This is a genomic window from Pseudomonas sp. GW460-LB5 (genome assembly GCF_059423245.1).
In genome coordinates this window covers 34093-59466 of sequence record NZ_JBWKXT010000039.1, presented here as the reverse complement: position 1 = coordinate 59466, position 25374 = coordinate 34093, and the positions used below count along the sequence as shown (strand labels likewise).

The window sequence follows — 25374 nt, the reverse complement described above, 5'->3', positions numbered from 1 at the left end:
GTGGTGGCCACGGTGGTGGGGGCGGAAGCGGCGGTGGAAGTGGCGGCGGAAGTGGCGGCGGTGGTGGCCACGGCAGTGGAGGAGACGGCGGTGGCCATGCCGGCAACAGTGGCAGCGGCCAGGGCCACGCCGGTGATTCAAACGCTGGGCGCAGCGGCAACCATGCTGAAGCGGGTGACGATCATGGCAATCATGTGGGGGGTGAGCCCGGTGACGATCACGGCAATCACGTGGGCGGCGAGCCCGGTGACGATCATGGCAACCATGTCGGCGGCGAGCCTGGCGATGATCACGGCAATCACGTTGGTGGTGAACCTGGTGATGATCACGGCAACCATGTGGGTGGCGAACCGGGTGATGACAACAGCAGGGGCTGACAGGCGTTGATCAGCCCAACTCTGCCCCCTTCGCTGTTAAGCGCACTGCGGCGTGTCATGCGCCCGCTGGTGCGCTTGATGTTGCGCAAAGGGGTTAGCTATACGATGTTCGCCGACCTGCTCAAGGAGGTGTTCGTCGACGTAGCCCATCGTGAGTTTGGCCTGGACGGCACCCCGCCCACCGACAGTCGCATCAGCCTGCTCACGGGTGTGCATCGCAAGGATGTCCGGCGGCTGCGCAGCGAAGGTGGCACGGCACTCGAGGCCTTGCCGGCGAACATCACCCTGGGCGCACAGTTGGTCAATGCATGGACCACCCGCCCGCCGTTCTGCTCGGCACCTGGCCAGGCCCTGGCACTGCCGCGTTTGGCAAGTGTGGGTGGCGAGTGTTCATTCGATGCCTTGGTGGCCACGGTCAGCACTGATATCCGCGGGCGTGTGGTGCTGGATGAGTGGTTGCGCCTTGGCATCGTCCGGCTTGATGAGCAGGATCGTGTGCACCTGGAAGCCAAGGCGTTCGTGCCGCAGAAAGGTTTCGATGAAAAAGCCGCGTACTTCGGCCACAACCTGCATGACCATGCCTGCGCAGCGGTGCACAACCTCAGTGGCCAGGGCCTGCCGTTCTTCGAACGCAGTGTGCACTACGATGCTTTGAGCCCGGCCAGCGTCGAGCACGTGCGTGAAGTGGTTGCCAAAGATGGCATGCAGACGCTGCTGGCCTTCAGCCGGCTCGCAGCAGAGCTGGAAAGCGTTGATGTGCCCAGCGCGGAGCAACGTCAGCGCATCACTGTCGGGCTTTATTTCTACACTGAAGCTACCGACCCCGAATTGTCCAAGACGCCAGGCCCATGACGCCCCTCACGCGCTGCCTCCGTGTCGTTGCCTTTGCCCTGGTCCTGGGGTTGAACCTGGCGGCGCCTGCCGATGTGGTCGCAGCACCGGTTTGTGTCAGCCGCGACGAAGTGGGCATGGCCGGTGCCACAGGCCTGCAGTTTCCGGGGGGGACAGGCGGTACCGGTGCACGCAGTGGAAACGGTGGTGTCGGCGGCACTGGCGCGCCCTTCCCGCAACGTCCTGGCGGCACCGGCGGTACTGGCGCGGTGGCCGAAGGTGTGGACGGCACCTACTCTGATAACGGTAATGGCGGGGTAGGCGGTACCGGTGCGCCGATCCTGCGCCCAGGCGGTACCGGTGGTACCGGCATCGTCGGCACCATCACCGGGTTTGCTTCGATCTGCGTCAATGGCATGGAAGTGCACTATGGCAAAAACGTGCCGGTGAGTGAAAACGGTGCACCCGCCAGCAGTGCTCACTTGGCGATCGGGCAGGTTGTAGCGGTGGAGGCAATTGCCACCCAGCGCGGTCTCCAGGCAGGGCGTATCTCGATCCTCAACGTCTACGAAGGGCCGCTGACGGCGCTCCCCAATGCTTCGGCCCCCCTGCGGGTGATGGGCCAGCCTGTGCGGCTCGCCGCAGGCGCGCGGGTGGCTGAAGGGCTGCGTGCGGGCGAGCCGGTCCGGGTCAGCGGCTTGCGCGATGCCACGGGCGAAGTGGTGGCAACCCGTATCGAACGGGCGCCGGGCCTCAGGGAGGCCAGTGCCATTGGTGCAATCGACCGCCCAGGCAGCCTGCAAGGGTTGACGCTGGGCACCCGCGTAGCCCCCGCGCGGGAAGTGCTGGTGCGCGGCCAGTGGACCGGGCGCCAGCTGGAAGTGGCACAAACCCGCCCAGACCCGAGCCTGCCGTTTGCTGGCCGTGTACAGCAGGCGGTGGTCGAAGGGCTGGTGCAGCGCGTTCAGGCACGGCAACTGGTGGTCGCGGGCATTAATGTGACGCTGGGGCAGGGCACTGTGGTTGTCGGCAGGCAGCCTGCAGGATTGGCGCTCGATCAACGCGTTCGGGTGAGCGGCGTGCTCAGTGGTACTCACGAGTTACGGGCCACCCGTGTGGAATTCCAGGATGACCGTGCTGACAACCCGGGCCGAGGCCATTCGGGGCATGGCGGCGAGCACGGCAGCAGTGACTCAGCCGGCTCCGACAACAGCGGCCATGGAACAAGCGAGGCGACCAGCGTTCGCAGCGAAAGCAGTGATGATCACAGAGGGCGCAGTACCGTTGAAGACGCCAGTGGTCACGGCAGGTCTGAAAGCGTGGACAAGTCTGGTAAGTCAGATCATGTCGAAACCGTGGAGCAGCCCGAGAGCAGCAACAGTGGCAAGGGTGATCGGGTAGAGAAGGTTGAAGTCGAGAAAGTGGAAAAGGTTGAGAAAGTAGAAAAAGTTGAGAAGGTCGAGAAAGTGGAAAAGCCTGAAAAGGTCGAGAAAGTAGAAAAAGTTGAGAAGGTCGAGAAGGTGGAAAAGCCTGAAAAGGTCGAGAAAGTAGAAAAAGTTGAGAAGGTCGAGAAGGTGGAAAAGCCTGAAAAGGTAGAGAAAGTCGAAAAGCCTGAAAAGGTCGAGAAGGTGGAAAAAGTCGAGAAAATCGAAACCATCGAAAGGCCGCAAAAGGTAGAGACCGTCGAAAAAGTAGAGCATCCGGAGCGATCCGGGCGTTAGGCAACTAGGCTGGGGAAGTCCGACCACACTTCCCGAAGGGGTACTGAGGTGCAGATGAGACCCGCGCTCCCTCTTTTTGCCTGCCTGCTGTCATGTACCAGTGCGTCGACCGTGGCCGATACCTTCAGCACCGCCATCGGCATGGACTATTCAAGTGGCGACTATGGCACAGGTACCACTTCGGAAATCTGGTACGTCCCCGTGGTCGGCAAATATGAAACCGGCCCCATGACCTACAAGGTCACCGTGCCCTGGTTGCGCATCACCAACCCGGAAGTAGGCCCCAATGGTGACCCCTTGCCCGGAGGTTGCCGGGATGTGGAGAGCGGGCTGGGTGACACGGTCGCCAGCGCCGGGTATGCCCTGCTAGATGGCAGTGACGGCGGCCTGATGCTCGACCTGATCGGCAAGGTCAAATTCCCAACCGCCGATGAAGACCAGTGCCTTGGCACCGGTGAATATGACTACACCGCCCAGGTCGACATCACCAAGGGCTTTGGCCCGGTCACCGGTTTCGCGACATTGGGCTGGAAGAAGTTCGGCGACCCGCCCGACAGCGATTTCGACGACCCGGTATTTGTCAGCCTCGGCTTCGCCCTGCCAGTGGCTGCGGGTACTTCGGCGGGCGCCTCCTACGACTGGCGGCAGAAAGTGGTCTCGACCGGTTCGCAGATCAAGGAGCTCACCCTGTTCCTGACCCACAAGCTCAACCAGCAATGGAAAGTCCAGCTCTACGCGGTCAAAGGCTTCTCTGATGCGAGCCCGGATGCAGAGGGTGGCCTGATGCTGTTTCACACGTTCTGACGAAAAAAGCCCCTGCTCGCGTCATTCCTTGCGTGGAATGGCAGGGCAGGGGCTTTTCATGTTTCAGCCGCTTTAGATGGGCTCTGCCCACATGTCGTATTCGTCGGCATCTACTACACGGCAACGCACTTTGTCGCCCGGCTTGAAGCCATGGTCGCCATCAATGAAAACGCTGCCGTCGATTTCCGGGGCATCGAAGAAACTGCGGCCAACCGAACCTTGCTCCTCGACTTCGTCGATCAGCACGTCGATTTCCTTGCCGATGCGCAGTTGCAGGCGGGCGGTGCTGATGGCCTGCTGGTGGGCCATGAAGCGGTCCCAGCGCTGCTGCTTGATGTCGTCCGGCACTTCTTCCAGGCCCAGGTCGTTGGCCGGGGCGCCTTCTACCGGCGAGTACTGGAAGCAGCCCACACGGTCGAGCTGGGCTTCGGTCAGCCAGTCCAGCAGGTACTGGAAATCTTCCTCGGTCTCGCCCGGGAAGCCGACGATGAAGGTGGAGCGGATTACCAGCTCAGGGCACTGCTCGCGCCAGTTCTTGATACGCGCCAGGGTGCGGTCTTCGAAGGCAGGGCGCTTCATCGACTTGAGCACTTTCGGGCTGGCATGCTGGAACGGGATGTCCAGGTACGGCAGGATCTTGCCGGCGGCCATCAGCGGAATCACGTCGTCGACGTTCGGGTAGGGGTACACATAGTGCAGGCGTACCCAGGCGCCCAGGCTGCTCAGGGCCTCGCACAGCTCGAGCATGCGGGTCTTGACCGGGCGGCCGTTCCAGAAGTCGGTCTTGTACTTGACGTCTACGCCGTAGGCGCTGGTGTCCTGGGAAATCACCAGGATCTCCTTGACCCCGGCCTTGACCAGGCGCTCGGCCTCGCTCAGCACTTCACCTACCGGGCGGCTGACCAGCTTGCCGCGCATCGACGGGATGATGCAGAAGCTGCAGCTATGGTTGCAGCCTTCGGAAATCTTCAGGTACGCATAGTGGCGCGGGGTCAGCTTGATGCCCTGTGGTGGCACCAGGTCGATCAGCGGGTTGTGGTCCTGGCGCGGCGGCACGACTTCGTGCACTGCGTTAACCACCTGCTCGTACTGCTGTGGGCCGGTGACCGACAGTACACTCGGGTGCACGTCACGGATACTGCCTTCCTCGACACCCATGCAGCCGGTGACGATGACCTTGCCGTTTTCCTTGATCGCTTCGCCGATCACTTCAAGCGACTCGGCCTTGGCGCTGTCGATGAAGCCGCAGGTGTTGACCACCACCACGTCGGCGTCCTCGTAGGTGGGCACGACTTCATAGCCTTCCATGCGCAGCTGGGTGAGGATGCGCTCGGAATCGACCAGGGCTTTTGGGCAACCCAGGCTTACGAAACCTACCTTGGGGGTGGCGGGCGTGGTGGACATGACTAACCTCGGTATTGAATACAGGTCGCCCGGCCGGAATCGCGGGCGATCTTGACGGGCGCTTTTTAGCGCCTCTGATCAAAAAGTGCGCAATTCTAGCGAGCGCAAGGTCGCTTGACCAGCAGAAATACGACGAACGCTGCGCTATGCTTCGCGCCGTTGCGTGATGGTGCCTCCGAGGGCCAGGCGCGCGAGTGAATACTAAAGGCCGAGATGGCCGTCTGCGGGAGTGGTCGATGGTTCAGGCAAGCAGTCACGCCGAGGGCGGGCACGCGGCAAAGCAGGGCGCGGCTCGCTCGCTTGGCCTGCTCGTGGCGGCGGTCGGGGTGGTTTATGGCGATATCGGCACCAGCCCTTTGTATACCCTCAAGGAAGTCTTCACCGGCGGTTACGGAGTGCCGGTCAACCACGATGGCGTGCTGGGTATCCTGTCGCTGATCCTGTGGTCGCTGTTGTGGGTGGTGTCGTTCAAGTACGTGATGTTCATCCTGCGGGCCGACAACCAGGGCGAGGGCGGCACCATGGCGCTGACCGCGCTGGCGCGGCGGGCCACGGCTGCCTATCCGCGGTTGCGCACGCTGATGGTGATTTGCGGCTTGATCGGCGCGTCGCTGTTCTACGGCGACAGCATGATCACCCCGGCAGTATCGGTGCTGTCGGCCGTGGAGGGCATGGGCCTGGCGTTTGACGGTATCGACCACTGGGTGGTGCCGATTTCGCTGGTGGTGCTGGTGGCGCTGTTCCTGGTGCAGAAGCACGGCACCGACAAGATCGGCAAGCTGTTTGGCCCGATCATGGTCACCTGGTTCGTGGTGCTGGGCGCATTGGGCGTGCACGGTATCTCTCAGAGCCCGGAGGTGCTCAAGGCCTTCAACCCAGGCTGGGCAGTCAACTTTTTCGTGGTGCACCCGGGCATGGGCGTGGCCATTCTTGGCGCGGTGGTGCTGGCGCTGACCGGCGCCGAGGCGCTGTACGCCGACATGGGGCATTTTGGCCGTAAGCCGATCGCCCGGGCCTGGTTCATCCTGGTGCTACCCGCGTTGGTGCTCAACTATTTCGGCCAGGGTGCACTGCTGCTGCAAGACCCGGAGGCAGCGCGTAACCCCTTCTACTTGCTGGCGCCGAACTGGGCGCTGCTGCCGTTGGTCGGGTTGGCCACAATGGCCACTGTGATTGCCTCGCAGGCGGTCATTTCCGGGGCCTTTTCCCTGACCCGCCAGGCCATCCAGCTGGGTTACATTCCGCGTATGCATATCCAGCACACCTCCAGCGACGAACAGGGGCAGATCTACATTGGTGCCGTGAACTGGACGTTGATGGTGGGCGTGGTACTGCTGGTGATCGGCTTCGAGTCGTCCGGCGCCCTGGCGGCGGCCTACGGTGTGGCGGTGACCGGCACCATGCTGATGACCACCGTTCTGGTATCGGCGGTGATGCTGCTGCTGTGGAAGTGGCCGCCGGTGCTGGCCGTGCCGATCCTGGTGGGCTTCCTGCTTGTCGATGGGCTGTTTTTCGCTGCCAACGTACCGAAAATCGTCCAGGGCGGTGCCTTTCCGGTATTGGCCGGCGGGGTGTTGTTCCTGCTGATGAGCACCTGGAAACGCGGCAAGCAGATCCTGGTAGAACGCATCGACGAAGGTGCGCTGCCGTTGCCGTTGTTCATCAGCAGTATTCGCATTCAGCCGCCGCACCGGGTCGAAGGCACGGCGGTGTTCCTCACTGCACGGTCTGATGCCGTGCCCCACGCGCTGCTGCACAACATGCTGCATAACCAGGTGCTGCACAGCCAGGTGGTGTTGCTGACTGTGGTCAGTGAGGACCGGCCGCGGGTACCGGAACAGGAGCGCTTCGAGGTAGAGGCTTATGGCGACGGGTTCTTCCGTGTGGTGTTGCACTTTGGCTTCATGGACGAGCCGGACGTGCCGGCGGCATTGAAGCTGTGCCATCGGGACGATCTGGACTTCACCCCGATGCGCACTACCTACTTCCTGAGCCGCGAAACGGTCATCGCTTCACGTCTGGAAGGCATGTCGCGTTGGCGGGGCAACCTGTTTGCGTTCTTGCTGAAGAACGCCAACGGTAACCTGCGCTTCTTCAACCTGCCGCTGAACCGGGTGATCGAACTGGGGACCCAGGTCGAGATCTGACTGCCAGGAGGAGGCTTGCCCTGGGGACAAACCGGGGAAACGCGGTGCCTGGCACCGGCTTTGCCGGTGTTCGCGGGACAAGCCCGCTCCCACAGGTACAGCGCAGGCTTAGGGCTTATGTAATACCTGTGGGACTGGCTTGCACAATGCTTGAAAGCTGGCGCGATCACTGTGGGAGGAGGCTTGCCCTGGGTACAAACCGGGAAACGCGGTGCCTGGCACCGGCTTTGCCGGTGTTCGCGGGACAAGCCCGCTCCCACAGGTACAGCGCAGGCTTAGGGCTTATGTAATACCTGTGGGACTGGCTTGCACAATGCTTGAACGCTAGCGCGATCACTGCGGGAGGAGGCTTGCCCTGGGTACAACCGGGGAAACGCGGTGTCTGGCACCGGCTTTGCCGGTGTTCGCGGGACAAGCCCGCTCCCACAGGTACAGCGCAGGCTCAGGGCTTGTGTAATACCTGTGGGACTGGCTTGCACAATGCTTGAACGCTAGCGCGATCACTGTGGGAGGAGGCTTGCCCTGGGTACAAACTGGGAAACGCGGTGTCTGGCACCGGCTTTGCCGGTGTTCGCGGGACAAGCCCGCTCCCACAGGTACGGCGCAGGCTTAGGGCTTGTGTAATACCTGTGGAACTGGCTTGCACAATGCTTGAAAGCTGGCGCGATCACTGTGGGAGGAGGCTTGCCCTGGGTACAAACCGGGAAACGCGGTGTCTGGCACCGGCTTTGCCGGTGTTCGCGGGACAAGCCCCACACAGGTACGGCGCAGGCTTAGGGCTCGTGTAATACCTGTGGAACTGGCTTGCACAATGCTTGAACGCTAGCGCGATCACTGTGGGAGCGGGCTTGCCCCGCGAACACCGGCAAAGCCGGTGCCATCCCATGCGCAACCTGCTTCGCGGAGCTCAGGCACATTCAGTTCTGTTCGGCGACGCTGGATTTACCTTGGCGTGTCTCGATCTCACCAATCAAGCGCTTGGCCAGCGCCGGGTAGTTCTCATCAAAGTGGTGCCCCCCAGGCAGCTTCAGGCGTTCACCCACCGCGGTCTTTTCGGTGCAACCGCTCTCATCGCTCTCTTCCACGCCATACACGCACACCACCTTGGAGGCTGGCAGTTTGGCCATTTCCGGTCCGGTTGGTGCTTCCTGGCCTTCCTTGCCCAGCCAGCCCTCGACCTCGATCTCGAAACTGCCGCTGCGGGCAAAGGCCAGCAGCATCACTGCGTCGATACGTTGCTGGTCTTCCACCGGCAGGCGGTTGTAGATTGCCGGCAGCACATCGGCACCGAACGAATAACCGGTGAGGACAAAGCGCTTGGTGCCCCACTTCTGTCGGTAGTGCTGCATCAGCTCGGACAGGTCGGCAGCGCTTTGCTCCGGGGTTTTGTGCTGCCAGTAATAGCGCAGCGTGTCGATACCCACCACCGGGTAGCCCAGCTTGGCCATTTCTCCGGCAACATCGCGGTCAAGGTCGCGCCAACCGCCGTCACCGGAGAGGAACAGGGTGACCGTGTCGGTGGTCTGCCCGGCCGGCACTTCCACCACAGGGATGGCCAGGGCGTTGCCGTCGTGACCTACCAGGGCCTGGGTCAGCTGGGCCTTGAGCACTTGGGGCAGATGGATGTCGTAATCGCTGATGCTGGTTTCGGCGTTGACCTGGTCGCGCACGAAGGCGGCGCTGGCGTCATCCGGGTTGTCGTTCCATGCGACGTTCCAGTGGCCGTGGGCAGCCGCCTTGGGCAGGGGGGACTGGCAGCCAGGTTGCTCCAGGTTGAAGTCCACGGAAATGGCCCGGGCCTTGTCATTGTTCTGGTTGGCCAGCCAGCGCCAGGCCTGGGCGGCGCCAGGGCCGATACCGGCGACCAACGTCGGCTTTTCCGGCAGCTCGGCCAAGCCCTGGTCCATCGCCTGTTGCTGCTTGCTGCAATCGTTAGGCGGCAAAATCACCTGCACCATTTGGGCTTCAGCGGCCTGGCTCAGGTCGAGCAACTGCTTGTCCGTCAGCGCCTGATCCTGTGGCACACCGATGGCCACCCGGGCCTTGGGGTGCACACCTGGGGTCACGCGGGTGATGCTGGTGCCATTGATGCTCAATTGCTCCAGGCGCGCTTCGGGGGCGGGGCGCGTCCATAGCCAGAACGCCAGCGCACCCCCCAGGGCGGCCAGCAGCAGGGGAACCAGCAGGTACAGCCAAAAGCGTCGGGTCATCAACGTTTCACCAATCCAGTCAGGCCGCCTGCAATCAGGGCGGCAGTATCAGCCAGTGCCACCAGCGGGTCGAGCCCGGCCGGCACGGCCATGTAGCGGGGTTCCCAATCCGGTTGGAACTTGTCCTTGAAGCGTCGAAGCCCCTGGAAGTTGTAAAGCTGCTCGCCACGGCGGAACACCATCGAGCCCAGGCGCTGGGTCAGAGGCGCGCCACGCCGCGGCTGAAGGCCGGAAAGCGGCACCATGCCCAGGCTGAAGCGGGAATACTCATGGCTTTTGTAGTGCAGGATCAGGCCGATCATCATGAACTCCATGGTCAGCTTCGGTGCCTCGGGGTGCGCACGCATCAGGTCGAGGCTGGCCAGTTCGTTGCTGTGGGTCTCCAGCAGGTTGGCGAAGGCCACCGGCCGACCCTGGAAGCGGATCAGGGCAATGCGGAAGTGTTGCAGGTACTCCGGGCTGAAGCGCCCGAGCGAAAAGCCTTTCTCGCGCACGTTCTTGCCGCAGAGCCAGGCATCGGAAATTTCCTTCAGCTCTGCCAGCGGGGCCTGGCCGGGCTCGTGGATTTCCAGGCTCAGGCCGTCGCGGCCACCACGGTTCCAGGTGTAGCGCAGGTCCTTCATTTCCTTGCCCTTGGCTTCGAGATCGAAGCGGCGCAAGTCGACCCGGGCTTCCTCGCCCAGCTTCAGTGCAGTCAGGCCAATGTCCATATAGAACGGCAGGTTTTCCGCGCGTACCTGGTAGAACACGGGCCGGGCGTGGTGCAGGTCGCACAGGTCGCGGAACTGCCAGATCATTTCGGCGCGCTCCTGGGCCGGCCCGATCGGGTCGTACAGGGCCACCAGGCTGCGGCCGCGACGGGCATACATAAGGAAGGCATTGTCGCGGGGGTGGAACAGCAACGCCTTGTCCCCAGTCAGGGCCAGGCCGCCGTCGGGCTGGTCGGAGGCCAGCAGAATACGGTTGGCGCGCTGCAGTTCTTCCTCGTCGGGCAGGTGGATCACCGGCGGCGCGGTGCGCAGCAGCCAGGTCAGCGCCAAGGCGGCCAGCAGCAAGGCACTGCCCATGGCGGCGCGCAGGCCACGCGGGGCATCGGCATCAAGGGTGAACTGCCACCACAGCTGGTGGCTGTAGGGCACATCCTGGTAGGCGAACAGCAGCAGCCACACCGATGCGCCGACTGCACAGGCGCTGGCCACCAGGAACACCGGCGAAAACGGCAGCTCCAGCAGGCGGCTGGGCCGGTAGAAGGAGCGACGGAACAGGGCCAGCAGGGCGGCGGTGAAGGTCAGCAGGCAAGCCTCTTCCCAGTCAAAGCCCTTCAATAGCGACAACAGGGCGCCGACCAGCAACAGCACGGTGGTCAGCAGCCAGGCGGCGGACAGGCGCCGGCGCAGGCCCTGGGCCAGCAGCAGGCACAGCACGCCGATCAGGCTGGCGCCAAAGTGCGAGGCATCGATCAGCCGGTGCGGCACCAGAAAGCCCATGTGCTCCAGGCGCGTGTCGATTTCGGGGGTGACGCCAGAAAACAGCAGCACCATCCCGGACAGGAATACCAGTATCGACAGGATCGGTGCGGCCATCCCGGAGGCGGCTTTGATGGCCTGCTGTGCGAACAGCAGGCGCCGGGCTTCATTGGCCAGCAGCAGCACGCACGCCAGTAGCAGTGGCAGCACCACATAAATCAGCCGATACAGCAGCAACGCGGCCGCCAGTGGCGCGGCACCGAGCTGGTCGGCAAAGGCGGCGAGCAGGATAGCTTCGAACACCCCGACGCCGCCCGGTACGTGGCTAAGCACGCCTGCGGCCAAGGCCAGCAGGTACACCAGCACAAACGCGCCGAAGGGGGGGGCCTCGGGCAGCAACAGGTACAGCACGGTGGCAGCTGCTGCCACATCCAGCGCGGTGATCAGCAATTGCAGGGCGGCCAGGCGTGCGCCCGGCAGGCGCAGCGTACGGCGGCCCAGTTGCACCAGCAGGTTATTGGCCAGCGGCTGTTCGGCCAGGCGCCGGCGGTACAAGCCGAACACCAACAGGGCAGACGCCACAAGCACGGCGGCAGCGATACCTGCCAGCAGGCCTGGCGCCAACCCCAGTGCGGTCGAGGCTGCGGGCAGGTCGCTCAAGGTTGCCAGGGCGGCCAAGGGCGGCAACGCGCAGCCCAGTGACAGGCTGGCAAATACTGTCATGCGTGCGACTTCGCCAGCCCCCAGCCCCTGACGTGCATACAGACGGTAGCGCACCGAGCCGCCCGAAAGCATCGACAGACCGATGGCGTTGCCGATGGCAAAGGCGCTGAAACCACCCAGCACCAGGCTGCGTGCCGGCAGTTTCACGCCCGCATAGCGGCTGGCCGACCACTCGTAACCCAGCAGGATCACAAAGCCGATCACGGTCGCCAGCAAGGCGCCCAGCACCGACTGGGCCGGCACGCTGAGCATGGCATCGTGCAAGGCGTAGATATCCAGCTCGCTCAGCAGGTGGCGGCAGGCAATCAAGGCCATGGTGAACAGCACCAGGGTCACGACCAGGCCGATGGGCTGGCGGTAGCGGCTCACGCGTTCGAGCAAGGGCAGGCGCTGCACGGCACCGGGTAGCGCCGAGGCGAGCGGCACCGGAGGTTCGGGGTTGTGAGAGGTCATGGATTGCCCCGGCCATGCAGCGCGAGGTAGAGGAGAGGTACGGCCAAGTGAAAGTCCCTTAGGAAAACGTATCCAATATTACTCCGGGCTCAGGCGCTTTTAGCGGCCTGGCCGGGTTAAAGATAGTTCATCCTGGGCACAATGTCTCAAGCCTGCGGGTTGGCTGGAGGCCGGGGGAAAATCGAAGCAACGAAAAGCATCGAGCGCAAACGCAACAAACCCCGCGCTGCTGTTATACAGGCGGGGTTTGTTCTGACGAATATGGTTGCGGGAGCCGGATTTGAACCGACGACCTTCGGGTTATGAGCCCGACGAGCTACCAGGCTGCTCCATCCCGCGTCAGTGGGGCGGATTCTACAGCGTGTGGCTTGTATGTCAAGCGCTAAGCTTTGATTTTTCGAGGTTTTTCCGATGATGCTTTTTCAGCGGACAAAGAAAAAGGCCACTGGGTTAACAGTGGCCTTTTCTTGAACTTGGTTGCGGGAGCCGGATTTGAACCGACGACCTTCGGGTTATGAGCCCGACGAGCTACCAGACTGCTCCATCCCGCGTCTGTGGGGCGGATTCTACAGTTTTCTGAAGGTGTGTCAAGCGCTAAGCTTTGATTTATCGAAGGTTTTTCGGCGTTACTTTTTTGAAGGCCAAGAAAAAGGCCACTGTATGAACAGTGGCCTTTTCTTGAATCTGGTTGCGGGAGCCGGATTTGAACCGACGACCTTCGGGTTATGAGCCCGACGAGCTACCAGGCTGCTCCATCCCGCGCCTGTGAGATCGAATTGTACGGATTTAAGCCCGGGTGTCAAGCAGTTTCGTTGGAAAAACCTTTTTTGTTCAATCCCTTAGCGCTTGCTGGCAGCAAGCAGGTCAGGCGCGACGGGGCTTTCAGGCAGTTTGTCGTGTGAGGGCGAGGGTGAGGTGTATCAGTGGGGCGCATGCGATACTATCTGTATGAATTTACAGTGCTGACGGCCATCCATGTCCTTGCGCAAGATCATCCATGTCGACTGCGATTGCTTCTACGCCGCGATCGAAATGCGTGACGACCCACGCCTGGCCGGGCGGCCCATGGCGGTTGGGGGCTCGCCCGAGCGTCGCGGGGTGATCGCCACCTGCAACTATGAGGCACGTGCCTATGGTGTGCGCTCGGCCATGTCGTCACGGCATGCGCTGAAGCTGTGCCCCGACCTGTTGATCGTCAAGCCGCGCTTCGAGGCCTATCGAGAGGCCTCGCGGGAAATCCACGCGATCTTCCGTGACTACACCGAGCTGATTGAGCCTTTGTCGCTGGACGAAGCCTATCTGGATGTGAGCGACAGCCAGTGGTATTCGGGCAGCGCCACGCGCATCGCCGAGGATATTCGCCGACGCGTCGCCCGCACCTTGCATATCACGGTGTCGGCGGGCGTGGCGCCAAACAAGTTCCTGGCCAAGATTGCCAGTGACTGGCGCAAGCCCAATGGACTGTTCGTGATTACCCCGGGCGAGGTGGAGGCCTTTGTTGCCGCCCTGCCGGTGGCCAGGTTGCATGGGGTGGGCAAAGTGACGGCAGATAAACTGGCACGGCTGGGCATCGAAACCTGCCTTGATCTGCGGGAATGGTCACGCCTGGCATTGGTGCGTGAGTTTGGCAGCTTTGGCGAGCGTTTGTGGGGGCTGGCGCGGGGTATTGATGAGCGCGCCGTACACAATGACAGCCGCAGGCAGTCAGTCAGCGTTGAAAACACCTACGACACTGACCTGCCGGACCTGGCCAGTTGCCTGGCGCGGTTGCCTGAGCTGCTGGAAAGCCTTAACGAACGTATCGCCCGTATGGACAGCAGTTATCGGCCGGACAAGCCGTTCGTCAAGGTCAAGTTCCACGACTTCAGCCAGACCACCATGGAGCAGGCAGGGGCTGGGCGGGACCTTGAAAGTTATCGGCAACTGTTGGGGCAGGCGTTTGCCCGTGGTGGCAAACCGGTGCGCTTGTTGGGGGTAGGGGTAAGGCTGCGCGATATGCGCGGAGCGCATGAGCAGTTGGAGTTGTTTACGCCTGAATAAGAAGGGGCCGCATCGCGGCCCTTTCATTTACTGCGCGCCGGGGTCTGCCACCAACCGGCCAGTGGCCTTGGTCAGCGATTGCAGAAACTCCTGCTGCAGTTCCGGATCGTTGCGGGTCAGCTCGATCAGGCTTTGTTCCATTTCACTGGCTTCTTCTTCAAGGCCCAGCTCCGACAGACGCTTGACCCGGTGTACCCACTGGCCAACATCGTCATCCTCAAGGTCATCGAAGATCAGCTCATGGGCTTCGAGCAGCTTGTTGCGCAGGGTGGCGCTGACCAGCAGGCTGGCATCACCCCGTACGGCGTTGTCTTCATCGAGTACCTGAAGGTGCAGGGTGCCGACGTGGTTGAGGTTCTGCTCGGAGAACGGGCTGTCGAGCAGGTTCAAACGCAGTACGCCGTTCCTGTCGGTGGTCAGTTCGTGGGTCATCTTGCCGGCCTTGACCTCGACCAGGCGTTCGCTCCAGGGCACGCTGGTGGACTCCTCGCGTTTACCTTTCTGCACTTCGCTGATCCCAGCGAGGTTCTGCTGGGCACGCCCGTTGGACGGCACGTTCATGAACGGGTTGAGCCCGTCCACGCCGTAGCTGAGCCAGTCGTGGGTGATGCTTTGCGGCAGGTTGCCCAAGGTAAAGACGTTGACCACATTGGCGCCAACGCCCGCCACCACGGCCACTGCGCCCAGCGGGATCTCGTAGACCTCCCGCCAGGGCTGGTAGGGCGTGTAACGGTCGTAGCGACGGGTGACTTCGAACTCGGTGACTTCGAAGCGCTTTTGCTCATGCACGCGCACACGCCGTTGCGGAAGCTCCATCACCTTCGGCTCGCCGACATCGATCTGCAGGGTGTGCTCGAGCAATTTGCGCTCGACGCGCTCCTCATGGTCGCTGCGCTGGGACATCTGGTTGGCGCAGCCGCTGACGAGCAGGGCGCCGCACAGTGCGGCGCCCCCCAGGGTAAAGGTACTTCGCTTGAACATGATCACTCGTGCATTGGTTATCAGCGGCGAACGCGGGCCTGCAGGAAGCTCAGCACTTCATTGAGCGGCAACGCCTGGGCGTCCTGCTCGGTGCGGTGCTTGTACTCCAGGTTGCCTTCGGCCAGGCCGCGATCGCTGACGACGATGCGGTGTGGGATGCCGATCAGCTCCATGTCGGCAAACTTGATGCCCGGGCTGGTCTTCTTGTCGCGGTCGTCCAGCAGCACTTCGAAGCCGGCGGCGGTCAGTTCGGCGTACAGCTTGTCGGTTGCCTCGCGAACCACCTCGGTTTCGTAGCGCAGCGGTACCAGGGCGATCTGGAACGGCGCCAGGGCATCGTTCCAGATGATGCCCTTGTCGTCATAGCTCTGCTCGATGGCAGCGGCGACCACGCGGGACACACCGATACCGTAGCAGCCCATCGACAGAACCACCGGCTTGCCGTTCTCGCCCAGTACCTGGCACTTCAGCGCCTCGCTGTACTTGGTACCCAGCTGGAAGATGTGGCCCACTTCGATGCCGCGCTTGATCACCAGGGTGCCCTGGCCATCCGGGCTTGGGTCGCCTTCGACCACGTTACGCAGGTCGGCGACCTGTGGAACCGGCAGGTCGCGCTCCCAGTTGACGCCGAAGTAGTGCTTGTCATCGATGTTGGCGCCAATGCCAAAGTCGCTCATCAGGGCAACCGAACGGTCGATGATGCATTCCAGCGGCAGGTTCAGCGGGCCGAGCGAGCCGGCACCGGCGCCAATGGCGTCGCGCAGTTCGGCTTCGGTGGCCATGACCAGCGGGTCGGCAACCTGTTCCAGCTTGGTGGCCTTGATTTCGTTAAGTTCGTGGTCGCCACGGATGATCAGGGCAATCAGCTTGCCTTCTTCGGCTCCGCGCACGATCAGGGTCTTGACGGTTTTTTCGATCGCCAGGCCATGGTTTTCCACCAGCTGGGCGATGGTCTTGGCGTCCGGGGTGTCGACCAGGCGCAGCTCCTCGGTAGGGGCAGGGCGCACGGTTTCACGCGGGATGGCTTCGGCCTTCTCGATGTTGGCGGCGTAGTCGGAGCTGTCGCTGAAGATTACGTCGTCCTCGCCGGAGTCGGCCAGTACGTGGAACTCGTGCGAGTAGCTGCCACCGATCGAGCCGGTGTCGGCCTGCACTGGACGGAAGTCCAGGCCCAGGCGGGTGAATACGTTGCTGTACGCCTGGTGCATGCGGTCGTAGGTTTCCTGCAGGGAAGCCTGGTCGGCATGGAACGAATAGGCGTCCTTCATGATGAATTCGCGGCCACGCATCAGGCCGAAGCGCGGGCGGATCTCGTCACGGAACTTGGTCTGGATCTGGTACATGTTGAGTGGCAGCTGTTTATAGCTGGACAGCTCGTTACGGGCCAGGTCGGTGATGACTTCTTCGTGGGTCGGGCCAACGCAGAAGTCGCGCTGGTGGCGGTCCTTCAGGCGCAGCAGCTCCGGCCCGTACTGCTCCCAGCGGCCGGACTCCTGCCACAGCTCGGCAGGCTGGATGCTTGGCATCAGCACTTCCAGGGCGCCGGCGGCGTTCATTTCCTCACGCACCACGGCCTCGACCTTGCGCATTACCCGCAGGCCCATCGGCAGCCAGGTGTACAGGCCGGAGGCCAGTTTGCGGATCATGCCGGCACGCAGCATGAGCTGATGGCTGATGACCACTGCATCGGCAGGGGTTTCTTTCTGGGTGGCGAGCAAATATTGACTGGTGCGCATGGTTAGCCGTGTCGATTGCCTAAGACGTTGAAATAGCCCCGCATTGTACGGGGGCGAAACGAAGGCGTACAGGATGCCCCAGGGCGGGGCGCTTGTCAGCCAAGAAAAAGCCCGGCGAGATCGCCGGGCTTTTCAAGTGCGGGGCACTGCAAGCCAGGCTTACAGGATGCTCAGCGGGTATTCCACGATCAGGCGCAGTTCGTCGATCGAGCTCGAACCGTAGTAAACGCCGTCGCTGGAGCGGTAGGTGGCCTGACGCACGCGCAAGCTCAGGTCTTTCGCCGGGCCGCTCTGCAGTACGTACTTGACGTCTACGTCGCGTTCCCATTCCTTGCCGTTGTTGGTGCTTTCGGTAGTGGCGCCCGAGCCGCGAACATAGCGGGTCATGAAGGTCAGGCCAGGTACGCCGTATTCGGCGAAGTTCAGGTCGTAGCGTGCCTGCCAGGACTTCTCGTCTTCGGCGTTGAAGTCGGAACGGGCAACGGAGTTGGCCAGGAAGATGGTGCCGCCACCGTCGACGCCGTAAGCGTAGTCGCCGTCGCCGCTGACCTTCTGGTAAGCCAGGGTGAAGGTGTGGGCGCCAATGTTGTAGGCGGCCGAGAGGCTGGCTGCAATGTTGTCCAGTTCGTTGCTGCCGTCAGCCTTGCTGACGAATGCGCCGGTCAGGTTGTCGCCGATGGACTTGGTGTCATAGATGTTGAAGTCGAACACCAGGCCTTGCTTGTCGCTGATCGGCAGCGCCCAGTTGATGTTGCCGTACCACTTGCGGAAGTGGTCTTCAATGCGCGAGTAGTAGACGCTGGTGCTGAGGTTGTCGTTGATGGCGTAGGTGCCACCGAAGACGTTGGCCTCGGTCAGGCGCAGGCTATCGTGGTAGGTCTGGGCCTGGGCGTTCAGGGCGGTGAAGTGACCGGCGTGCAGGGTGAGGCCATCGATTTCGTTGCTGGTGATCAGGCCACCTTCAGCAACTTCTGGCAGCAGTCGGCTGTCGTCGGTGGCAAGTACCGGCAGGGCGGTGAACTGGTCGCCGAACTTCAGCACGGTATTGGACACGCGCAGTTTTACTGCACCGCCGCCTTCGGAGTAGTCATCTTGCGAACGGCCATCGGAGGCAGTCGGGAACAGGCCGGTGCCGGCGCGGCCTTTGCCGCTGTCCAGTTTCAGGCCCAGCATGCCGATGGCGTCAACGCCGAAGCCTACGGTGCCCTGGGTGAAGCCCGATTCGAAGGTGCCCAGGAAGCCCAGGCCGGTTTCTTCGACGCGGCTCTTGCCGCTGTCGTTGTTACGGAAGTCACGGCTGAAGTACAGCATGCGGGTTTTTACGTTCAGCTTGCTGTCTTCGAGGAAACCTTTGGACTCGTCTTGTGCCGAGGCCATTGCCAACTGCGAGGTCCCTGCCGCAACGGCCAGGGCGATCATGCTCCACTTCATCACGCGCATCGTGATTTGCTCCTTTGGTTTTTAGGAAGAGTACCGCCGCGCCCAAGTGTTTTAGTTATAGGGTGCAGCTCTTTCTTGTTATGTCGGCGAAAATGTATAGCACGCTGACTGTTGTTGGCGATATGGCTATAAAGACTCTTTACGGAACTTTTTTGCCGTGTCGCGTTTAAGTATTTCCATGTCGCAAATCACACCCCGGTTTATAGGGCGTGTAAACGCCAGCGTTGTTCCTTTCGCCGTGGTGAACCTGCAAGTGCTGATTCCGGCTAGGGAAACTCCCTGGTAACCAATGCCGCTGTTGTTATTTGTCGCGTACACCTGCCATTGCAGATGCCGTGCCGACTTGGCGTGAAGGGAATGCAACAAGCGTGCTCAAAATTCGCAACAGTTCATGAATTTTTCACAAAACCTGCTACCGAGGGTCGGAAAGTGCCGTAAATACGGGTCGAAGGCACAATGAGGGGGTGTTGGAGTCGAGAATCATTAAAATTTAGAAACCTGCCATGAAAGTCAATGTGTTACCGCTATTTGTTAAACCAGAGTCATTTGTGGGGTGGCAAGTGTGGTGGTGGTGCGCAGGCGGCTTCATTTTGGTGCGAAAAGTAGCGCTGTGTTACCGGGAGTGTGCAAGGTATCCTTGCAGGCCTGTTTTCCGCTTGAAGCGGGTTCTGAAGGAGATATGCCGTGTTCGTCCTGGATTCGCGTTTGCAGCAGGATTCCCTGGTGCTTGGGGAGTTTGCGTTGTGCCAACTGCTGCTGAGCAAGGATGCCAACTACCCATGGTTCATTCTGGTACCCAAGCGCGCCGGGATCAGCGAGGTATTCGAGCTGGATGCGGCGGAGCAGCACCAGTTGTGGCAGGAAACCACCCTTCTGGCTGAAGCGCTGAAGGCCAGTTACGGCGCCGCCAAGATGAACGTGGCCACGCTGGGCAATGTCGTCAGCCAGTTGCACATGCACGTGATCGTACGCCAGCGGGACGACGCGGCCTGGCCGGCACCGGTTTGGGGCAAGTGCCCTGCTGTGGCTTACAGCGAAGACCAGTTGCAGGCCATCCGCCAGCGCCTGCGTGGGCTGCAACTTGCTGGCTACCAGGAGGCCTGACATGTCACTGGAATTGCGTATTGTTGAACTGGAAACCCGGCAAGCGTTTCAGGATGACACTATCCAGGCGCTGAATGACGTGATGGTCGAGCAGGCGCGGGTGATCGAGCGGCTGCAATTGCAGGTGGCCGAGCTGATCAAGCGTCATGAAGAGATGGTCGGCCAGTACGGCAGCGAAGGGGAAGAGGCGCCGCCGCCTCATTACTGATGTCCTGAAGCAACAGAAACCCTGGCAGGAGCGGCGCCAGGCCGCTCCTGCACAGGTTAGCGGCGTGTTACCGCAACCACGTCTTCGGCCTGCAGGCCCTTGTCCCGGTGCATCACCGAAAACTCCACGCGCTGGCCTTCGACCAGGATCCGGTGGCCTTCGCCGCGTATGGCACGAAAGTGCACAAAGATGTCATCGCCCGAATCGCGGGAGATGAAACCAAAGCCTTTCGAGGTGTTGAACCACTTCACCGTGCCGGTATCACGGTTGCCAGCATCCTGGGCGGCATGCTGGCTGCTGCGTGCCTTGCGCGGGCTGCGGGCAAAACCCACAGCCAGGTGCAGGGCCACAGCCAGTGCCGCACAGACCAGCGCAGCAAGGTTGCCCATTTCCGGGCGGGCCAGCAGCGTCAGGGTTTGCAGCACCACCGCCACCACCAGCAGGGCGCAGGCAAGGTGTTGCAACTGCTGGCGGGCGCCGCGGTAGTACAGCGGCACGACCGGCGCCAGGACCAGGTTGAGCAGGCCGAGCAGGGCAAGGTAAACCGCGTCGGGTTGTTGCAGGAAGGGTGTCGCATCGGTTTTCAGGCTGGGTATGAGCGATAGCAGCAAGGCTGCCACGCCCGTCACCAGATGGACGATCTTGAACATGGGGTTGGCTCACAGTTGATAAGGCCGATCACAGGAAGAGCGGGCAGTACGGTGCGCATGAGGTGTAAAGCGCGAACACGTGACAAGCCAGCCTATGCACCCGGCAATAACAGTCCGCACGGGTGGCACGGTGCCTATTTAACAGCAAAGCCGAAGCCTACTCAAACCGCAGGCCTCAGTGGGCGATGTGTTGCGCCATGTCACAGGCGGTGTGGGTAAAGTGTTGCTACAGTGGTCGGCGTCCGCTTGAGTCTCAAGCCTTATGGAAAGGGGAACTTCAATGGCAATCGATATCGGTATCAGTGAAGAAGATCGCAAGTCCATCGTCGATGGGCTGTCTCGCCTGTTGTCGGATACCTACGTGCTGTATCTGAAAACCCATAACTTTCACTGGAACGTTACCGGCCCGTCGTTCCGCACCCTGCACCTGATGTTCGAAGAGCAGTACAACGAGTTGGCGCTGGCAGTCGATTCGATTGCCGAGCGCATCCGTGCACTGGGTTTCCCTGCGCCAGGGTCGTATGCATTTTATGCGCGGCACTCCTCGATCAAGGAGGAGGAAGGCGTACCCCCGGCGGACGAGATGATCCGCCAGCTGGTCCAGGGCCAGGAGGCCGTGGTGCGAACTGCCCGTAGCATCTTCCCGGTAGTGGACAAAGTCAGTGATGAGCCAACCGCCGACTTGCTGACCCAGCGCATGCAGGTTCACGAAAAAACCGCGTGGATGCTGCGCGTGTTGCTCGACGGGAAATAAATACCCCAGCGCTGTGACAAAACCTGTGGGAGCGGGCTTGTCCCGCGAATGAGGCCACGCGGTGTATGGCACCGGCTTTGCCGGTGTTCGCGGGGCAAGCCCGCTCCCACAGTGTTTTCCTCGCGCTCCGGACTCGAGTGTTTGTGCGGGAAGACTTTGCTGCTGCTTTAAACCTGCCGCCCGGCGCTTCATTGGTCACCTGTTACCGGTGACGAGGAAGTAGGGCGCATGATGCAAGCGAGCAAGCGTGTGGCTGGTCAGGGAAGCTGGCCAGGAAAACAGTGCATTGATCCGTTCAAGGCAGATTTCGATATGTTGCAGACGCAGCCGGTGTCGCGTTCGGTGCGGCTCAACGGTTTTTCCACCTGTCTGCGCCTGGAGGCCGTCTACTGGGGCATCCTGGAACGCATCGCCGCCGCCAACCGCTGTTCGGTCAGTGCGGTGTTGTCCTACGTGGACCGCGAAGTGCACCTGCGCCAGGGTGGAGTGCGCAACTTCAGTGGGCTGATTCGGGTAATCTGCGTTGCCTGGCTGCAAGACCCGCCAAGTGTGCGCTGATCGCCTGGCGGGCTGCGCAGTGCTTGGTAACCATATATAATCCCGCTTTTTGCTGCCCTGGCAGCCAGCGTTATGGTTGACGAGAGACACCCATGCCCCTTTATGACTATCAATGTGCGTCCTGCGAGCACCGCATGGAAGTGCTGCAAAAGATCAGCGCCGCGCCGCTGACCGATTGCCCGGCTTGCCAGGCGCCGGCGCTGAAGAAGCTGCTGTCGGTGCCAGGCTTCCGCCTGAGCGGTAATGGTTGGTACGAAACCGACTTCAAGACCGGGGCGAAAAAGAATCTGGCAGGCGGCGACAAAGCCGACTGAGTTGAATGCTGTGACCGGGTCTTGCAGTATTAGCCCTCTGGGCGGCCAAGGCCTCCACCGAATACACGAATCACGAGAAGCGAAACCACCATCATGATGCGCAGCCATTATTGCGGCCAACTGAACGAGAGCCTGGACGGCCAGGAAGTCACCCTTTGCGGCTGGGTCCATCGTCGCCGCGACCACGGCGGGGTGATCTTCCTCGACATCCGTGACCGCGAAGGCATGGCCCAGGTCGTGTTCGACCCGGATCGCGCCGAAACCTTCGCCGCCGCCGACCGCGTGCGCAGCGAGTATGTCGTACAGGTCACCGGCAAGGTCCGCAAGCGTCCAGAAGGTGCAGTGAATGCCAACATGGCTTCCGGTGCCATCGAGATCCTCGGCTACCAGCTCACCGTGCTCAACGAGGCGGAAACCCCGCCGTTCCCGTTGAACGAGTTCTCCGACGTCGGCGAGGAAACCCGCCTGCGCTACCGTTTCATCGACCTGCGTCGCCCGGAAATGGCTGAAAAGCTGCGCCTGCGTTCGCGCATCACCAGCAGCATCCGTCGCTTCATGGACGACAACGGCTTCCTCGACGTCGAAACGCCGATCCTTACCCGTGCCACTCCGGAAGGTGCGCGTGACTACCTGGTGCCAAGCCGTACCCACGCCGGTAGCTTCTTCGCGCTGCCGCAGTCGCCCCAGCTGTTCAAGCAGCTGCTGATGGTCGCCGGCTTTGACCGCTACTACCAGATCGCCAAGTGCTTCCGTGACGAAGACCTGCGTGCTGATCGCCAGCCGGAATTCACCCAGATCGACATCGAGACCAGCTTCCTCGATGAAAGCGAGATCATGGGCCTGACCGAGAGCATGATCCGCAAGCTGTTCAAGGAAGTGCTGGACCTGGAATTCGGCGAATTCCCGCACATGACCTTCGAAGAGGCCATGCGCCGTTACGGTTCCGACAAGCCAGACCTGCGTAACCCGCTGGAACTGGTCGACGTTGCCGACCAGCTGAAGGATGTCGACTTCAAGGTGTTCGCAGGCCCGGCCAACGATCCGAAGTGCCGCGTGACCGCTCTGCGCCTGCCAGGCGGTGCCAGCATGCCGCGCAGCAAGATCGACGAGTACACCAAGTTCGTCGGCATCTACGGTGCCAAGGGCCTGGCCTACATCAAGGTCAACGAGCGCGCCAAGGGTGTCGAAGGCCTGCAGTCGCCTATCGTCAAGAACATCCCTGAGGCCAACCTCAACAACATCCTCGACCGCGTTGGCGCTGTAGACGGCGACATCGTGTTCTTCGGTGCCGACAAGTTCAAGGTGGTCAGCGAAGCCCTGGGCGCCCTGCGTATCCGTCTGGGTCACGATTTCGAGCTGCTGACCTGCGAGTGGGCGCCGATGTGGGTCGTCGACTTCCCGATGTTCGAAGAGAACGAAGACGGCAGCTTTACCGCGCTGCACCACCCGTTCACCGCGCCGAAGTGCACGCCGGAAGAGCTCGAAGCCAACCCGGCCACCGCGCTGTCGCGTGCCTACGACATGGTCCTGAACGGCACCGAGCTGGGCGGCGGTTCGATCCGTATCCACCGTAAAGAGATGCAGCAGGCAGTATTCCGCCTGCTGGGCATCGAGGCAGCAGAACAGGAAGAGAAGTTCGGCTTCCTGCTCGACGCCCTGAAGTTCGGTGCGCCACCTCACGGTGGCCTGGCCTTCGGCCTGGACCGCTTGGTCATGTTGATGACCGGCGCCCAGTCGATCCGTGAAGTGATCGCCTTCCCGAAAACCCAGAGCGCCGCGTGCGTCATGACCCAGGCCCCTGGCCTGGTCGACGCCAAGGCCCTGCGCGAGCTGCACATTCGACTGCGCGAACAGACCAAGGTCGAGTAAGCGGTCCCGGGCGCATCCACATGGATGCGCCTTTGCGTTTCGGCGCAGGTATTTTCCCGTCCCGCCCCGTACAGGGGCGGGGCTGTTTGTGATTCAAAGGATTCGGAGTCGTTATGGCTGGTCATTCCAAGTGGGCGAACATCAAGCACCGCAAAGAGCGCCAGGATGCCAAGAGAGGCAAGGTCTTCACCAAGTGGATCCGCGAACTGACGGTCGCTGCCAAGCAGGGCGGCCCTGACCCGGCATCCAACCCGCGCCTGCGCCTGGCACTGGACAAGGCCCTGGGCGCCAACATGAGCCGCGATATCATCGACCGAGCCGTGGCCCGTGGTGCTGGCACCAATGAAAGCGACAACGTCGAAGAGCTCAGCTACGAAGGTTATGGCCCGGGTGGCGTGGCGATCATGGTCGAAGCCATGACCGACAACCGCAACCGTACCGCCGCCGCCGTGCGTCATGCCTTCACCAAGTGTGGCGGCAACCTGGGCACTGACGGTTCGGTGGCCTATCTGTTCGAGCGCAAAGGCCAGCTCAGCTTTGCCCCGGGTGTGGAAGAAGACGCGTTGATGGAAGCGGCGATGGAAGCCGATGCCGACGATGTGGTGGCCAACGATGACGGCTCGTTCGACGTGTTCACTTCATTCAACAGCTTCTACGCCGTGCGCAATGCCCTGGAAGAGGCGGGTTTCAAGGCTGCGGACGCGGAAATCGTCATGCAGCCGACCACCAGCGCCGAGCTCGACCAGGACGGTGCTGAAAAGGTGCTCAAGCTGATCGACATGCTCGAAGACCTGGATGACGTGCAGAACGTCTACTCCAATGCCCAGATTTCCGACGAGATCATGGAAAACCTCGGCTAAGGTGACCTGGCGATCCACGCCGGCTCTTTGAGTTTTCAGTGCCTGTACCGGCCCTTTCGCGGGTAAACCCGCTCCCACAGGTACTGCACCGCGTTCGAATGCGGTGCAGTACCTGTGGGAGCGGGTTTACCCGCGAAAGGGCCGGTACAGTTTGCAAAGACGCATCATTTTTACGACAGGCACTATGACTCTGATTCTTGGTATCGACCCCGGTTCGCGCATCACCGGCTACGGCGTAGTACGCCAGACCGCCCGTGGTTGCGAGTACGTGGCGTCGGGCTGCATCCGCACCGGCAGCGGCGAGCTGCACGAGCGGCTGCAGATCGTTTTTCGTGGTGTCAGTGAAATCATCGCCCAGCATGAACCGGTGACCATGGGCATCGAGCGGGTGTTCATGGCCCGCAATGCCGATTCGGCGCTAAAGCTCGGCCAGGCCCGCGGCGCGGCTATCGTCGCTGCCGCCGAAGCCGGGCTCGAAATCGCTGAATACAGCGCCACCCAGGTCAAGCAAGCGGTGGCTGGGACCGGTGGGGCCAACAAGGAGCAGGTGATGATGATGGTCATGCACCTGCTGAAACTGACGCAAAAGCCGCAGATCGACGCCTCGGACGCCCTGGCTATCGCCCTGTGCCACGCCCACACCCGTTCCAGCCTGGTGCCCCATGGCCTGGCCACGGCGCGGCGGCGCGGCGGGCGCTTGCGTCTGTAGGCGCTTCATGCGCTG

Annotated in this window: 21 protein-coding genes and 3 tRNA genes; 14 read left to right on the top strand and 10 right to left on the bottom strand. The window is 61.9% G+C overall.

Annotated elements, in window-relative coordinates; genetic code table 11:
• From AC07XM_RS21460 to AC07XM_RS21445, 4 genes are all read left to right on the top strand, one after another.
• A partial coding sequence (locus AC07XM_RS21460; protein ID WP_178086769.1) for a hypothetical protein occupies positions 1 to 387 on the top strand: 387 nt, incomplete at its 5' end.
• A 47-nt stretch (positions 388 to 434) separates the two neighbouring features.
• Positions 435 to 1229 carry a DUF6502 family protein gene (locus tag AC07XM_RS21455; RefSeq protein ID WP_232247768.1) on the top strand — a complete coding sequence of 265 codons (795 nt, stop codon included), beginning with the start codon at positions 435 to 437 and terminating at the stop codon, positions 1227 to 1229.
• Complete coding sequence (locus AC07XM_RS21450) at positions 1226 to 2929, top strand: DUF5666 domain-containing protein (protein WP_102690277.1); 1704 nt, start codon at positions 1226 to 1228, stop codon at positions 2927 to 2929. Before AC07XM_RS21455 ends, AC07XM_RS21450 begins: the two co-directional genes overlap by 4 nt.
• Positions 2930 to 2983: 54 nt before the next feature.
• Complete coding sequence (locus tag AC07XM_RS21445; RefSeq protein ID WP_016488670.1) at positions 2984 to 3733, top strand: hypothetical protein; 750 nt, start codon at positions 2984 to 2986, stop codon at positions 3731 to 3733.
• Positions 3734 to 3805: 72 nt separating this feature from the next.
• Here the strand turns inward: AC07XM_RS21445 and rimO are convergent, their stop codons facing one another.
• The gene (gene rimO, locus AC07XM_RS21440; RefSeq protein WP_016488669.1) at positions 3806 to 5137 is read right to left on the bottom strand and encodes a 30S ribosomal protein S12 methylthiotransferase RimO; all 1332 of its coding nucleotides are present in this window, start codon (positions 5135 to 5137) and stop codon (positions 3806 to 3808) included.
• Between the two features lie 236 nt (positions 5138 to 5373).
• Between rimO and AC07XM_RS21435 the strand changes: the two genes are divergently transcribed.
• Positions 5374 to 7284 (top strand): potassium transporter Kup, encoded by a 1911-nt coding sequence (locus tag AC07XM_RS21435; protein WP_023048903.1) that lies wholly within the window; start codon positions 5374 to 5376, stop codon positions 7282 to 7284.
• A gap of 917 nt (positions 7285 to 8201) precedes the next feature.
• Here AC07XM_RS21435 and AC07XM_RS21430 read toward each other — a convergent pair.
• The 5 genes from AC07XM_RS21430 to AC07XM_RS21410 form a co-directional block, all read right to left on the bottom strand.
• Positions 8202 to 9494 (bottom strand): virulence factor family protein, encoded by a 1293-nt coding sequence (locus AC07XM_RS21430; RefSeq protein ID WP_070086528.1) that lies wholly within the window; start codon positions 9492 to 9494, stop codon positions 8202 to 8204.
• Positions 9494 to 12136, bottom strand: a complete 2643-nt coding sequence (mprF, locus tag AC07XM_RS21425) for a bifunctional lysylphosphatidylglycerol flippase/synthetase MprF (RefSeq protein WP_016488666.1) — start codon at positions 12134 to 12136, stop codon at positions 9494 to 9496. Before mprF ends, AC07XM_RS21430 begins: the two co-directional genes overlap by 1 nt.
• A gap of 262 nt (positions 12137 to 12398) precedes the next feature.
• Positions 12399 to 12475: transfer RNA gene (locus tag AC07XM_RS21420), tRNA-Met, on the bottom strand.
• Positions 12476 to 12610: 135 nt separating this feature from the next.
• A tRNA-Met gene (locus AC07XM_RS21415) sits at positions 12611 to 12687 on the bottom strand.
• Positions 12688 to 12821: 134 nt separating this feature from the next.
• Positions 12822 to 12898: transfer RNA gene (locus AC07XM_RS21410), tRNA-Met, on the bottom strand.
• A 219-nt stretch (positions 12899 to 13117) separates the two neighbouring features.
• Between AC07XM_RS21410 and dinB the strand changes: the two genes are divergently transcribed.
• Positions 13118 to 14176 carry a DNA polymerase IV gene (gene dinB / locus AC07XM_RS21405; protein ID WP_161775550.1) on the top strand — a complete coding sequence of 353 codons (1059 nt, stop codon included), beginning with the start codon at positions 13118 to 13120 and terminating at the stop codon, positions 14174 to 14176.
• A 27-nt stretch (positions 14177 to 14203) separates the two neighbouring features.
• Here dinB and AC07XM_RS21400 read toward each other — a convergent pair whose 3' ends face one another.
• The 3 genes from AC07XM_RS21400 to AC07XM_RS21390 form a co-directional block, all read right to left on the bottom strand.
• Positions 14204 to 15157: a hypothetical protein gene (locus AC07XM_RS21400; protein ID WP_060519884.1), complete on the bottom strand. Its 954-nt coding sequence runs from the start codon at positions 15155 to 15157 to the stop codon at positions 14204 to 14206.
• 20 nt (positions 15158 to 15177) lie between these two features.
• Positions 15178 to 16893, bottom strand: a complete 1716-nt coding sequence (locus AC07XM_RS21395; RefSeq protein WP_016488663.1) for a proline--tRNA ligase — start codon at positions 16891 to 16893, stop codon at positions 15178 to 15180.
• A 159-nt stretch (positions 16894 to 17052) separates the two neighbouring features.
• On the bottom strand, positions 17053 to 18333 hold the full coding sequence (locus AC07XM_RS21390; protein ID WP_016488662.1) for an OprD family porin: 1281 nt from the start codon (positions 18331 to 18333) through the stop codon (positions 17053 to 17055).
• 684 nt (positions 18334 to 19017) lie between these two features.
• Between AC07XM_RS21390 and AC07XM_RS21385 the strand changes: the two genes are divergently transcribed.
• Both AC07XM_RS21385 and AC07XM_RS21380 read left to right on the top strand, forming a co-directional pair.
• Positions 19018 to 19437, top strand: coding sequence for an HIT domain-containing protein (locus AC07XM_RS21385; RefSeq protein WP_060519886.1), 420 nt, complete (start codon positions 19018 to 19020; stop codon positions 19435 to 19437).
• Position 19438: 1 nt separating this feature from the next.
• Positions 19439 to 19645 (top strand): SlyX family protein, encoded by a 207-nt coding sequence (locus AC07XM_RS21380; RefSeq protein ID WP_016488660.1) that lies wholly within the window; start codon positions 19439 to 19441, stop codon positions 19643 to 19645.
• Between the two features lie 56 nt (positions 19646 to 19701).
• On the opposite strand, the gene AC07XM_RS21375 is transcribed toward AC07XM_RS21380, so the two are convergent.
• Complete coding sequence (locus tag AC07XM_RS21375) at positions 19702 to 20295, bottom strand: cold-shock protein (protein ID WP_016488659.1); 594 nt, start codon at positions 20293 to 20295, stop codon at positions 19702 to 19704.
• A gap of 280 nt (positions 20296 to 20575) precedes the next feature.
• Between AC07XM_RS21375 and AC07XM_RS21370 the strand changes: the two genes are divergently transcribed.
• The 6 genes from AC07XM_RS21370 (at position 20576) to ruvC (ending at position 25359) form a co-directional block, all read left to right on the top strand.
• Entirely contained in the window at positions 20576 to 21049 is a 474-nt protein-coding gene (locus tag AC07XM_RS21370) for a Dps family protein (RefSeq protein ID WP_003254783.1), read from the top strand.
• A gap of 228 nt (positions 21050 to 21277) precedes the next feature.
• Complete coding sequence (locus AC07XM_RS21365; protein WP_016488658.1) at positions 21278 to 21607, top strand: ribbon-helix-helix domain-containing protein; 330 nt, start codon at positions 21278 to 21280, stop codon at positions 21605 to 21607.
• 92 nt (positions 21608 to 21699) lie between these two features.
• Entirely contained in the window at positions 21700 to 21921 is a 222-nt protein-coding gene (locus AC07XM_RS21360) for an FmdB family zinc ribbon protein (protein WP_003254776.1), read from the top strand.
• 93 nt (positions 21922 to 22014) lie between these two features.
• On the top strand, positions 22015 to 23790 hold the full coding sequence (gene aspS, locus AC07XM_RS21355) for an aspartate--tRNA ligase (protein WP_016488657.1): 1776 nt from the start codon (positions 22015 to 22017) through the stop codon (positions 23788 to 23790).
• Positions 23791 to 23903: 113 nt separating this feature from the next.
• On the top strand, positions 23904 to 24650 hold the full coding sequence (locus AC07XM_RS21350; RefSeq protein ID WP_023048900.1) for a YebC/PmpR family DNA-binding transcriptional regulator: 747 nt from the start codon (positions 23904 to 23906) through the stop codon (positions 24648 to 24650).
• Between the two features lie 184 nt (positions 24651 to 24834).
• Positions 24835 to 25359: a crossover junction endodeoxyribonuclease RuvC gene (gene ruvC / locus AC07XM_RS21345; RefSeq protein ID WP_016498323.1), complete on the top strand. Its 525-nt coding sequence runs from the start codon at positions 24835 to 24837 to the stop codon at positions 25357 to 25359.
• Positions 25360 to 25374 lie beyond the last annotated feature (15 nt).